Annotated in this window: 7 protein-coding genes; 2 read left to right on the plus strand and 5 right to left on the minus strand. The window is 42.7% G+C overall.

Annotated elements, in window-relative coordinates; genetic code table 11:
* Window positions 1-14 precede the first annotated feature (14 nt).
* On the minus strand, window positions 15-2,327 hold the full coding sequence (locus EPB74_RS08840) for a sensor histidine kinase (RefSeq protein ID WP_274903871.1): 2,313 nt from the start codon (window positions 2,325-2,327) through the stop codon (window positions 15-17).
* Between the two features lie 614 nt (window positions 2,328-2,941).
* On the opposite strand from EPB74_RS08840, the gene rapA reads away from it, so the two are divergent.
* Entirely contained in the window at window positions 2,942-5,830 is a 2,889-nt protein-coding gene (gene rapA / locus EPB74_RS08845; protein WP_274903872.1) for an RNA polymerase-associated protein RapA, read from the plus strand.
* A 277-nt stretch (window positions 5,831-6,107) separates the two neighbouring features.
* Window positions 6,108-7,010 (plus strand): acyl-CoA thioesterase, encoded by a 903-nt coding sequence (locus tag EPB74_RS08850; RefSeq protein WP_079692778.1) that lies wholly within the window; start codon window positions 6,108-6,110, stop codon window positions 7,008-7,010.
* A gap of 136 nt (window positions 7,011-7,146) precedes the next feature.
* Here the strand turns inward: EPB74_RS08850 and mutY are convergent, their stop codons facing one another.
* The 4 genes from mutY to EPB74_RS08870 all read right to left on the minus strand — a co-directional run bounded on the left by mutY (window position 7,147) and on the right by EPB74_RS08870 (window position 13,871).
* The gene (gene mutY / locus EPB74_RS08855) at window positions 7,147-8,418 is read right to left on the minus strand and encodes an A/G-specific adenine glycosylase (protein ID WP_274903873.1); all 1,272 of its coding nucleotides are present in this window, start codon (window positions 8,416-8,418) and stop codon (window positions 7,147-7,149) included.
* Window positions 8,419-8,501: 83 nt separating this feature from the next.
* A complete protein-coding gene (locus EPB74_RS08860; protein WP_274903874.1) occupies window positions 8,502-9,563 on the minus strand; it encodes a DUF4062 domain-containing protein in 1,062 nt (353 codons plus the stop codon).
* 69 nt (window positions 9,564-9,632) lie between these two features.
* Window positions 9,633-10,589, minus strand: a complete 957-nt coding sequence (gene ylqF, locus EPB74_RS08865) for a ribosome biogenesis GTPase YlqF (protein ID WP_274903875.1) — start codon at window positions 10,587-10,589, stop codon at window positions 9,633-9,635.
* A 138-nt stretch (window positions 10,590-10,727) separates the two neighbouring features.
* Window positions 10,728-13,871, minus strand: coding sequence for a DUF2339 domain-containing protein (locus EPB74_RS08870; protein WP_274903876.1), 3,144 nt, complete (start codon window positions 13,869-13,871; stop codon window positions 10,728-10,730).
* Window positions 13,872-14,021 lie beyond the last annotated feature (150 nt).

Below are 14,021 nucleotides of genomic sequence, written 5' to 3' on the forward strand. Positions count from 1 at the left end.
ACAGAACCTAGCGATTATGCTGCTAGGCTTTTTTCTGTTAAATCATTATCAATCGGTAGCGTTAAGGTAAATGTGGTGCCAACGCCTTCAGTCGATACGGCTTTAATGTCACCATTATGCTGCTCCATAATCTGCTGACTGATTGCCATCCCAAGACCAGTACCTTCGCCTGCGCCTTTGGTGGTAAAGAACGGCTCGAATATTTGGTTAAGCACTTCAGCGCTCATGCCTTTACCATTATCAATCACATCAATATAGACATTGCTGTCATCAGCACGGGTTCGCACTTCGATTTTGCCATCCGGTTTTTCTTCCATAGCTTGTGCGGCATTGTTTAACAAATTGACCAATACTTGGTTGATCTGCGACGGTGAGCATTTCACTTCAGGGGTTGGGGCAAAATCAGTGACAATCTCTTGATGTCTGATAGAGTTACCAGCGATTTTAAGTGAGGCTTCGATACATTCACGCACATCAATAGTTTTCACTTTTGACTCATCAAGACGGGCAAAGTTACGAAGATTGAGTACCATCTCAGTGATTTGCTCGACGCCGAATAACGAATCTTTAATCAGCTCTTTCAGCTCAGCTGACAGATCATCTTCTTGGATTTCATCAGAAGCACGGACAATATCAGTCAATAGCTTGTCAATCTTGCCATCAGCAGCCGCGTCAGACTTGATACCTTTTAAACCTTGTACCAATTCAATCAACTCTTCGTATTGCTCGGTCAACTGACCGATAATCTCAAGGTTATTTTGCACATAAGACAATGGCGTGTTTACTTCATGAGCAACACCTGCAACCATTTGTCCTAGCGTTGCCATTTTTTCTGAACGGATCAATTGCAGCTGTGAGTTTTTCAGCTCTTTTAGCGTCTCTTGCAGCTCAGCGGTACGTTCTTCGACTTTAATCTCAAGCTGTTGATTGATATTGGCAAGTTTACCTTCGTTAGATTGAATGCGATCTAATAGGTCATTAATAGAGCCGTTTACCAGCCCAATCTCGTTACGACCTTTCTTAAATTTAACGGAGCTCAATTTGTTGTATTGCTTATTGTTAATGATGTTTTCTGCCAAAGAAATTTTATCAGTAGTTTCTTTCAATGGTTTAAATGCCAAGAAAGTCAGCATGAAATAAATAATACCAGCCGTGAATAATAACGCTAAAGCAATCCAGTTAATCAAGTTTTCACTTAGATTATCGGCAATGGCGTTAATCTCAGCATCAGGTTGTACGACAATCAGCTTCCAATAAGTTTCAGGAATCTCAAACACATACGCTTGACTGCCGTTATAGTAACTGTCTTTTGCCAGCTCAAAGCTTTGTAACAAGCGGCTATCCATGGCATTTTGCTTATTTTCACCGTTATTTAAATAAGCAGCGTAGTTGACCAAATAGTAACCTTTTGCCGTGCCGGTTTCAGCTTTATCGAGTGTGGTTAGTACTTGCTGTACTTGCGGCGAAACACTGGCGGCGACTTGCTCGATAGTTTCTTGACGTTGAACATCTAAGAAATCAAGCACCGGTTGCCAAGCTGGATCTGAGTTAATCACTTGTTTGATATCAAGCGGCGTGCCTGTCTCTTCATCAATATAGCTTAAGCGTTCAGGGTTAGAGGAGGCGATAACCTTGTCACTATTATCTAGTAATAGAATATAGCCTGAGCCAGAGCTTTCACTGAGCTTAACGATATTTTCTTGTAACTGGTTGAGGGTAAAGTTAACCGTACTGGCACCCCAAAACTGATTGTCACGTTCAATAGCGACACCGCAGCTCATGGCAAGCTCGCCTTTGGTTTGGCTGGCGCGGACATGGTTCCAGATACAGCTGTCAGGTTTGAGCAATTTTAGAACGCTAAACCAATCTTCTTGATAATAAGGATTGGCCGGATTTGGATCGCTTAGTACCGCTTGATAATCACCATTTTGGCGTACCATCAAGAACGGATGCGTCGCGGTATTTGCTCCAAGTGCACCGTTATCAGGCCAAATGCCGCCACTACCTAATAAGTTATAATCGCGCTTATCAAAAGCATTGGCGGTACTGGCTTGTAAAATATTTTCTTGTAGTGGTAAGGTTTGCGCACTTTGCTGCAATAGCAAAGCACTACGCATCACCCGATTGATATCGGCAGAGATACTATTAACCGCCGTGTTACCGCGCTCAGCAACCAGTTTTGCTGACTCAAGGCGAATTTTTTCATAACCTTCTTTGTCAACAACATAAACAACGACCGCCAGTACGACCGCAAAAGCAATAAATAAAATAGTAGTAACTTGGGTACTAACTTGGTTGAAAAAGCCAACTTTTTTGGAGTCACTCATTATAGTGTTTGTCCTTGGGTAATAGGGATCACAAAGAAGACTGCCAATATGGTTTATTGGTCACAATCGCTTATGTGGTTATGCTTAATTAAAACGCTATATAAATAATTGGTAATAAACGTAAACGACAAAAAGTATTTACATAACTTAAAGTAATGATAAGAAATTTAAATAATAACTTAATGGACTATAATAAGAAAAACTATGCCTATAACCGCTGAGAAAGAATCGATAGTGGCTATCATGGGTGTATAGGTAATAGGTGGGTAAATATCTAGGTAATTCAGATTGATCAGATAGTCTTGCAAATAGAAAGCAATGTCCTATTGCATTTTTTAACAATACAGCAACAATTTTATAATGACAATATTTTTTCTTTACTTGCGAGTCGTAATCTTATTGTTTTGTATGACCAACTTATGCTTGGCTTTGTCAGAATCTTGCATGAATCTGCTCTTGAAAAGTTAACTTAGCGCACTCATCTAGTCGCTAACGTTATATAATGGTCTGCTTTATTGACTGACCTAGCTTACTAATGTTACTGACCCAGCAAGCATGGCTCGCATCGTAAGCTACCTACTTTCTTATCATCTGAGTACAAAAGACATCGCCCTATGACTATCTCTATCGCTTCATTGCACAGCACCGAATTCGCCGTTGGTCAACGCTATTTATCTGATACGGAGTCCGAGCTGGGCTTAGGTGTGGTCATCGATGTAGACGACCGATGTGTACATATTTTATTTCCCCAAAGTGAAGAGACGCGCGTTTATGCGAAAAACTCTGCGCCGTTGTCGCGTGTAGTATTTAAGGTTGGCGATAGCATCTCTGATCAGGCGGGTAAGAGCTATACGGTAAGCGCCGTCGAAGAAGTGATGGGCGTGCTCAAATACAGCGTTGATGGGCATGAGAAAGCAATCATGGAAACCCGTCTTGCCGCCAATATCACCTTAGCAAAGCCACTTGAGCGTCTGCTGGCTGGTCGTATTGAACGTAGTGATTGGTACGATTTGCGTCAAGATATTTTGCGTATGCAATCGGCAATTGCTGGTCATCCATTAAAAGGTCTAATGGGCGCGCGCGTCGATATCATTGAGCATCAGCTCTATATCGCCCATGAAGTTGGCAAACGTATCGCACCACGTGTGTTGCTTGCCGATGAAGTTGGTTTGGGTAAAACTATTGAAGCGGGTTTGATTATTCATCAGCAGTTGCTGACTGGCAAAGCTGAGCGCGTGCTCATTCTCGTGCCGGACAGTCTGCAATACCAGTGGATGATCGAGCTACGTCGTCGTTTTAATCTAAACTTTGCCCTGTTTGATTTGGTACGTACCGCGGCGATTAAAGAACATGACCCTGAGCAAAACGTCTTTAACACTGAGCAATGTATCATCGCTGGTATGGATCTATTGCTCGACCATCCTGATTTGTATGATCAAGCGATGGACGCAGGGTTTGATTTACTGGTCGTCGATGAGGCGCATCACTTGCATTGGGATGAGACGCAAGGCGGTAATGATAAGTATGACCTCATTGCAGACTTCGCCGAAGAAACGGCAGGGGTCATGTTACTGACAGCGACGCCTGAGCAGCTTGGGGCACAAAGTCACTTTGCGCGTTTGCGTTTATTAGATCCCGCTCGCTTTGACGATTTAGATGAATTTATCGATGGACAAGAAGCCTTTGCGGAAACTGCGTCAGTCGCAAGCGTATTAATAGAAGATAAGCCGTTAAGTGAAGGGCAAATCGCAGCGTTAAGCAGCCTGCTTACGATTAGTATTGATGAATTAGCAACGATTAATGAAGACGAAAAACTACGCACTTATGCGCTCAATGAGCTGCTAGATCGCCATGGTACCGGGCGTATCTTATTCCGCAATACCCGTGAGAGTGTTAAAGGCTTCTACGGACGTAGTAGCCAGCCATATCCACTGCCATTACCTGAAGCATGGATCGATAGCTACCAAACTAACGGCAAATTGCGTGAGCAGCTATGGGGCGAAGAAAATCAGCCTGATGGCGGCTGGTTAGAAGATGACCCGCGTGTTCCTTGGTTAATTAATATCTTAAAGGGTGAGCTTAAGCACAAAAAAGTGCTATTGATTGCTCGTAGTGGCGCGACGGTTGAGAGTTTAGAAGCAGTATTGCGTCTACATGCTGGTATTAAGACGGCCATCTTTACCGAGCAGATGACCTTACTTGAGCGCGACCAAGCGGCGGCATTTTTTGCGGATAGTGAAGGTGCGCAGATATTATTATGTTCTGAGATTGGTTCTGAAGGTCGCAACTTCCAGTTTGCCAGCCAGCTGATATTGTGGGACTTACCAGCCAACCCAGATACACTAGAGCAGCGTATCGGTCGTCTAGATCGTATCGGGCAAACGCAGCAAATTATGTTGCATGTGCCTTATGTGCAGGGCACAGCGCAAGAACGCCTCTATCACTGGTACAGCAGCGCGCTAAATATGTTTAATCAGATTTCACCGACGGCGCAAAGCGTACAAGAGCAGTATATCCAAGAGCTGAAACCAATGCTTGAGGGTGCAGATACTGACGAGAATCGTACAACGCTTAAAAATGTTGTCGCAGAAGCATTACAGACGCGATTGGGACTTGAGGAACAGCTGCAAGCGGGTCGCGACCGTTTACTAGAATACAACTCGTGCCGTCCACGTGTTGCTGGACGTATCGCTGATGCCATGCGTGACTTCGACGGTCACAATCTATTGCCGCAGTTTATTGAGCGATTTTTTGCTTCAGCCAATATCGAGCATAACATCCAACGTGATGGCTCATGGGTGATTGCACCGATTGATAGCACTGAAATTAGTGATTATATCGACGGTCTGCCACTTGGTGATGAAGATGGCATGACGTTGACTTTTGAGCGTGAGCAAGCGCTGCAGCGTGAGGATATCGAATTCATCACTCATGAGCATCCGCTAATGCGCGCGATTTATGAGCTGGCGAGTACCAGCACCTTTGGTAATACCACGGTTGCGATGCTAAAAAGTGCCGCCGTGCCACAAGGCATGGTACTGCTAGAAGTAAACTTCCGCGTAGAAGCCATCGCACCAAAATTGCTTAATTTGCCAGCGACCTTGAGCACGCAAAATATCCGTGTCTTTATTAGTGAGCAGGGTAGTGATTTATCAGCACGTATCAGCGCCGATATGATTATGCCGCACATTGAGCGCTTAGATAAAAACCGCGCGCGCCAAGTGATTAAAGTACGTGGCGATGTGATTGAGCAGCGTTATTATGAAGCCGAAGACATTGCCCGTCAGCAGTTGGCTGAAATTGGTGAGCAAGCAAGCGCACGCTTTAGCCAGCAGTGGTCGCGTGAGATTAAACGTCTTAAGCATCTACAGACTATCAATCCTAACGTGCGTCCGGAAGAGATTGAACGCTTAGAGCAGTTACAAGCACAAGGCGAGCAGGCGCTAGGAAGCTTATCACTCGTACCAGATTCTATTCGTGTGCTGGTGGCAGTGAAGCCATAAATGTAAGACAATAGTAAAAACGAGGTGATATAAAACATCTCGTTTTTACGCCTTTCGTTTTATAATGAGTTATGAGTAATCGTTTTATTGTCTGTTATTATTATGAATCATACTAAGTTATTGCTCATCCTAAAATTTCTCTTGTATATTACTTCAAGTGATTTCACATTATTTTAAATTAAAACGCCATATCGGCTTGAGCCATATCATATTGATATCGTTTGGCGCTTATATCTAGATGCTTGGCGTTATTGACAAAAATAAGGAAAATACCGTCATGTCTGATTATTCGCAACTGATCGATGAGTTACTTGCCACAGTGGCGCTCATTGAAGTCAGCCCTGATGTGTTTGAAGGTAAAAGCCATGACTATGTTGGTGCCCGTATTTTCGGTGGGCAAGTGCTCGCGCAAGCGATCATGGCAGCAGCGCATACGCTTGATAAAGACAAGCCTTGTCATTCATTGCATGGGTATTTTTTACGCGGTGGTGATATCAATCAACCGGTAATTTATCAAGTGCGCCGCTTACGTGACGGTCGCAGTCTGTCTGCGCGTGAAGTAACCGCTATTCAATATAAGCAAGTACGCGGTAAGCCGCCGGTTGAGCAAGTGATATTTTCGATGATTGCGTCTTTTTCACCGATGGAAGAAGGCTTAGAATATCAAGAGGATATGCCGGTTTATCCGCCGCCTGAAGATTTATTGGCTGAGCAGGATTTAAAAGAAGAGTATGTCGGTAAAGTCCCAGAGGCGTTAAAAGCGCGCTTTATGCGCCGCCGTCATATCGAGATCAAACCCGTTAAGCCGCGTGATCCGATTCATCCAGAACCGATGAAACCGAAGCAAGCGAACTGGCTACGCATTCGTGAATTGGGTAATCAGCCGCTCGCCATCCAGCAAGCATTATTGGCATTTTCATCTGATTTTTATCTGGTTGGCACCGGTCTGATGTCACACGGTATTAGCTTTATGACCAGCGGTCTGCAGGCTGCTAGTATCGACCATTCGATGCATTTTCATCGTCACTTTGACTTAAACGAATGGCTGTTATACGACATGTGGAGTGATACGACATCCAATGCGATGGGATTAAATCACGGTCAGTTTTGGCAAGATGGTAAGCTGGTGGCGACGGTACAGCAAGAAGGCTTAATGCGTTTGCGTGTGCCGAAGTCTTAGTTTTCTATAGATTTATTATGCTTATTTAAGTAAAAGCAATAAAGTAAAAGCGACTCATAATTAATTATGAGTCGCTTTTTTTATGGTGTATGTAGTACTTTTTTAAGCATTTAGTTTAGATGAATAATGCAAATTATTACTCTAAAATTTTAACCATCGCTCTTGGTAATCCTAGCGTTGCTTGTGCATCATCAGCATTCAACCAATTGATATTAATGTCACCAGCTTGTAATGCTTCGGTTATATCGGTAGTTTGTTTAGCATTTAAAGTGACTGATTGCGGCGTCAAATACCAATGAAAATGGGTCAATGAATGTTTAATCGGCGCGTCATCTAATAAACTTTTAGTCACTGATTTTGCTATTAATTGATTTTTTGCCAACCACTCATTAATAATCTGTTCAGCAGTGGTAAATTCTGTTTCGTATACTTTCTCATTACTAGCAACTTCTAATGTTTGATTACCAGTCGCGGCGCTTAGTTTGTTATCTGTATTGTTGTCAGTATTTTTAATAGTGTCTTTAATAACAGCTTTAACAGCAACTTTTCCGCTAATCTTTTCTACAAACTCTAGTGGTAAACTCCACAGCCCACCCCAAATGCCATTATCAGGGCGTTGTAGCCAGAGTATCTCACCAGCTGTATTTTTAATAAGTAGCGCATTACTGAATTTACTGGGTTTTGGCTGCTTTTTTGCCTTGACCGGATAGTCCGTCTCGCGCCCTTGTGCATGTGCTAAGCAATCATCTTGTAGCGGACATAATAGACAAGCGGGCTTGCTACGCGTACATAACGTTGCGCCCATATCCATCATCGCTTGCGCAAACAATCCTGATTGCTCTCTAGGCGTTAAACGCTCTGCCAACGCCCATAATTCTTTAGTCGTCGCCGACTTAGTGATATCACCATCAATTGCCGCCCAGCGTGTGAGTACACGTTTGACATTACCATCACAGATGACGCCATAACGATGCAAGCCCATCGCCATAATCGCGCCAGCGGTCGAAGGACCAACGCCAGATATTGCTTCCCAACCTGCTAGGGTCGTTGGATATTCGCCAGTCTCAGCGATAACTTCGACCAACTGTTTAGCGCCTTTATGCAAATTACGCGCGCGTGCATAGTAACCAAGCCCCGCCCAATGCTCTGCGACGGTATCCCATTCTGCTGCTGCCAAATCTTGCACGGTCGGAAACGACGCCATAAAGCGGGCGAAGTACGGTAGCACCGTTGTTACTTGCGTTTGCTGAAGCATGACTTCAGATAGCCAAACAATATAAGGGTTGGGCGTGTCGGTTTGGTGTTGTTGCCATGGCAGGTCATGGCGACCGTTTATTTCAAACCAAGCGAGTAGGCGCGGGGCGAATGAGTGGAGGTCTCTGATGCTATGTTTGAACGAATTTTGCAATGATTTTCCTAAACTATCCAGTAGTGTGCGTTTCATGCAGCTGTTGAGAGAGTTGTTATGATATTTGACGCGTGGAACGAAGATTATTTGACCAAATCTTTTTTACTATTATCATCTTTAGTTTCTTGTTCATCTTCACCAGAATTCAAGTTACTTTCTAGTTCAATTCTTTTAGATTTTTTTATTAATTCTTTACCTAAAATAGTTAAAGTCCAATACTTTTCCTTATCACTTACAGTATGCTTCTTTTTTGAGGGCTCAATAACTTCAAGTGCTACAAAGTCAGTAATTAAGCCTGAAATCATATTAGTTGGGATTGGAGTTTCTTGGGAATACTTGTTTCCGTGTAAATTAAAAGCAATATCTATTGCAATGCTAGAATTACTACTTTCGTTAATTAGATTGGGCGCTATATATCTAAAGATACTGAATAAAGTATTTATATACTCATGAGAGTCTTCCCAAGGAGTTGCTGTTGACTCTCTTACTCTTAAACTTCTTTTATTACCGAACATAATGCGCGCAACTTCTTTGACTTTATTTTCTTGACTATTCTTAGCTTTTTTTAATTTTTCAATATCTCGTCTTAGGTGAGCATTCTCTGCGCTTAATCTAGATATTTCTTTAGTGACTTCTGGACCTATAGCCTCATCAGAACGAGTCCATCCAACCCTTGGATTGGCATTCATAGTTTTAATTAAAGAAATTGAAACTTTTCCATGTAAATCCTCTTTGTTAGACCAAAAATGAATTGGTTTTGACTTTACTTTGGCTTTAAATACATCCAACTTACCTTTCTTAACAGAGTCATTATCAGTTTTATCATGAGGCCAAGGTGCTTTGTTATCTATAACGAATCCTAATGTAGGTACACCGCATTCCTTAGCGTAATCGTATTCTTTTTCTGTATAGCTAATACCTTCATCAGTTTCAGAACCATAGCGATGACCAACAATTACTACATAATAATCAGTAGCTTCAATTTGTCTGGCAATAATTTGCCACTGTTCTTCGTCACCAGCACTAAACATCTCCATTCCTACAGGAATATGACCCATTTCCAATACAGCTTTAATTGCTTGGTCGCGTTCCTCTTTGAGGTCTTCATATGTGGAACTAATAAAAACCTGATATTTTTTATTCATGTTTATGTTTAACCATTTATTCTAAGAAGATGATCTGTAATTATAGGTATAGCTCAAATTGAGAGTTAGCTACTTCCGATTCTTACGTGTCTTTAAACGACGCAGGCGCTTTTCTTCTTCTTTAGCTATTCTTTTTTCTTCTGCTGCTAAGCGTTGCTGAGCGACGACGACTTCTTCAGCCTCAGTCATAGCTGGCGTCTCCAAAGTAATACGCCCAATCTTACCGCTACGCAGCTCATTCACCAAAATCTCAGACATCCGGTAAGTATCGACTTTATTGCCCGCGCGCACACAGCCGCGATTACGTCCAGCTATTTCAAAAAACTCCCAATCCGTCTTGGGCAATTCTTCGATTTTATAGCGGGCTTTTAATAGCTCAGGATAGGCTTCAAGCAAATATTCAGCGGTATAGCCTGCGACGTCAGCAAAATCAAATGCTGTATCACGAATGCCGCCGGTCGCTGCCAAACGATAACCAGAGTTTTCGTTTTCAACCTTTGGCCACAGCATGCCAGGGGTATCATAGAGCATGATGTCATCGTCAAGCTTAATTAGCTGCTGCGACTTAGTCACCGCTGGTTCGTCACCTGTTCTAGCAACCGCACGTCCTGCTAGGGTATTAATCAAAGTCGATTTACCGACGTTTGGAACCCCCATAATCATGGCTTTGATCTGGCGACCCGTGCCGACTTTATTGGGGACAAGTTTTTTACAAAGGGCGATGATGCGCTTTACGTCATCGGCTTTATTATCGTCACAAGCAATGGCTTTGACCCCATCTTGTTGCTCAAGATAATCCATCCACGCTTGGGTCAATTCGGGATCAGCAAGATCGGCTTTGTTTAAGATTTTAATGACCGGTTTTTCGCCGCGCAATGCCGCGACCATTGGGTTTTCACTACTATAAGGGATACGCGCATCAATCACTTCGATGACCACGTCCATTTGTGGCATGTTTTCTTTGATTTCATTGCGGGCTTTGTTCATATGCCCAGGGAACCACTGAATACTTACTCTCTTATCCATTTGCTTTTATAACCTTTTATAAAAAATGCTAAAAGTAAGACAATCGTCATTTACTTTTTAATGGTGTTCAGTTTACTACAGAACCAGCGTTATCACGTTACAATTTCTTGACGTCATCAGTGGCAGTTATCACGGTCGCTATCCTTGAGGATCATCTACGACCTCATCATGAGCAGGTGGCAGGGGTGCCAAATAACCAATCACCAATATCAAACTACCTGCGCCAAGGAAAGAAATGACTCGCCAAATTGCCTCAGTTTGTGATAAATCAACCAAGACCAGTTTCAGCACGACGATGCCTAATAAGCCAATACCCATAAACCACAGCGCCCGCTGTAGGTAGCGACTGGCAATAATAGTTGCAGCCAATGCCAGTAACGTCCATAAAATGGTCAATCCTGTCTGCACTTGCTCGCTGTACCATGCGCCGCCGATACTTTCGTAGAAATCAACAATCCATAGTGGTGTATTAATAAAAGCGTGCAGCGTTCTGACTAACATACTAGAGAATATCCAAAATGCTATCAGCGCCAATATAATGAGTAGCGTATTATTTTTAGGAATGGCATCTAAGATGTTTTGCGATTGCTTGCCCTGTGATTGATCGAGTAAATAAACGCCCAACCCATAAAATACGATTAGCCATAACGTCACATCATATAAATTAAACAAAGGGAAATAGGGTAGTCCCCAAATCACGCCATCATAGGAGAAGTTGGTAAAAATAACCCAGCCTAATGTAATGGGCACAAAAATTTTGGCACTACCTAATAGCGCCTGTTGCCAGTCAAACCAGTACAGCGAAAGCGCTGAAGATGTGTTTTTTTCTGGCGAATGATGGGATTGAATTAAGTTATGACGGTGCGTCCACCAGAGTCCAGCTAGCATAAGCGCAACCGGTACAAGGATAGTCATCACCCCTTGTGAATCGGGCAATCTATAATGTACCAATTCTGCCAAAACTATAATTCCAGTGCCAAGCCAGCTAGCGCTATCGTAGCCTTTTAATTCTGCATTGTTATGATTGTCTTTATTGATATCAGTATTGTCATGCCACGTTTTTAACCAAAGTTGCCCAACGACTAACCAGCCGATTAAGAGCGTCATAAATATCGGCCAATGAAATGTCGTCCATTGATAATCAAATTCATATTTTTGTGGCAGCTGTAGTACGATCATGGCATAAAATAACAGCAGCAAACCATGGCTAAACTGTCTGATCTCTGACCATGAACGATACTGATTCATTAGCCAATAAATGATTAAGCTGGTTAAAGCTGCCATTGCTATCAGTGCTGTTGTTGCCAATTGCCAACTGGTAAGCCATTGATCAAAATCGATACTTAACACATATAGTAGCCAACCCATCGCGGTGAGCGTTAGCAGACGTATCAAAACTGGACTTTGCCAAATAACTTTAAATGCTATGCTTTGGCTATTGATACTGGCAAGCCATTGCTGAGCTGCCGTTTCACTGATACCTAATGCTTTGGCATATTCTGACAGCGTATGATTGGCGTTAAGCTCGTTTTCAGAATAATGAGTAGCTTGTGCTGAATCTTGAATCTCTGCGATAGGAGATAGGATAGGCGAGTTGCTGGCACGTAGGATAAAAACGCTGGCGAGCGCACTGATGGCAGAAATGGTTAATGCCAACGTGGGATAATGCGTAACAGTGATAACAAGGTTATTTAACAGCATAGCAATACTAATCAGCTGTAACGATAAACCGAATAATACCGACCATGCGCGTAATGAGCGCCTGCCAAACCAGACCAATGCCAAACCTTGCACCGACCAACCAAAGGCAATCCACTCAGCGTTTAACGCCAGTGGAATCACCAAGGCTAAAAAGCCAAATCCTAATGCCAGCATGCCTTCAGTAATCAGCGTATAGCGCTGACTACGCTGAATAAAGGTCCAGCCAAGCCCCAAATAAATCGCTGCTAAAATAGCGCTAGCAAAGGTTAATGCGTGATTGATATCGCTCAATAACGCTGAAAATAAGCCAAATGCCAATATCGGCACTGAAAATAGCAGCCCGATATCTATAGGAAATAAATACTGATGGTCAGTAATATTAGCGGTCTGAATGTCAACAGCCGCCTTAATATCAGCAGTTTGATTTTTACTATTAGCATCCAACTCATGGCTATTGTTATAAGCAATGATTTGCTGAGCATAGCGAATGACGACGAATAGATAGAGCAGGACATGTAGTGCTACGAGCAGGACCAATGCCCAGCGCTGATTATCAATAATTGCTATTAAATTCTCAGTGAGCCCCCAATAGTATGCCAGCCCAAACGTCACGCCCACACCCAATAAGTTAAGTACCTTCCACGGGCGATAATGGGCGATAGCAGCAATAGTCACATTTAATAATAAGTAATAGCTAAATAATACCGTTAAGCTGCCGGTATCTTGACTGGTCAAAATTGGCGCAAAAAAGCCACCCGATAATGCCAATAATGCTAAAGGAAATGCATTTTGGCGCACCGCTAAAGCAACCGTTAGCGCCGATAATATACCGAGTGCCATAAAGCTTGGTAAGCCACTAATGACGTGATACACGCTATAGGCAAAAAAGGTACTTAAATAAGCGATGGCTAAACCGGCTCCTTGCAAGGTAATGCCGTAAGCAAAACGATTTTTTGCCAGTTTTAATCCCAATCCTGCTAGCCCTAAACCAATGATGCCTATCGCAATAAGCTTAACGGTAATTGGTATCTCGATATAATCGCTTAGTAAGCGTAGCAATAAAACCACGCCGACCAGCAATACTAAGACTCCGACACGTACCACCAAATTACCGCCAAAGAACCAGTTTTTAATCGAGCTGATAATGGAAGTAACTATTGGCAAAGAGCGTTCGTCCGGCTCTATGTCAGTGGTTGAATTTTGTGGTTTCGACTTTAAGCGCAGGTTTTTAATAGAGTCAAAAATAGGTAAAGTAGATGACGCAGAAGTAACTTTTTCTTCTTCTGAAGATAACGATGATGAAGAAGTAAGCGTTGGTGGCCAAGGACTTGAAGCGCTATCAGGTGCTGCTACAGATTCTGATTCAAAACTACTATCTTTAATAAAGCTTATATCAGCAGAATGGGCAGGTTTTACTGCTACTATGCTATCTTTATGCAGCTCAAGCTCAGCTTGTAGTTGTGCCATATCGCGGCGTAAATGCCTGAGCTGCTGATTTATCTTGGCGTATAACGCCACAACCACAATTAACAAAGCAATAAAAGCCAGCCAACCAAGCTGGTTTATAAATAGATATAGCATCCTCGTCACTCAATCCATCTGATAATAGAGTGATAATGACGTTATTTGACGATAAGCACAAGACTGATGGTTTTACTTATAAAACAAGGGCAGCTTAATATTTAAGCTGCCCTTGTTTTTGCTGCGTTATTTATAACAAGATTTTATAAA

It is taken from the genome of Psychrobacter sp. DAB_AL62B (assembly GCF_028895345.1).
GTDB lineage: Bacteria > Pseudomonadota > Gammaproteobacteria > Pseudomonadales > Moraxellaceae > Psychrobacter.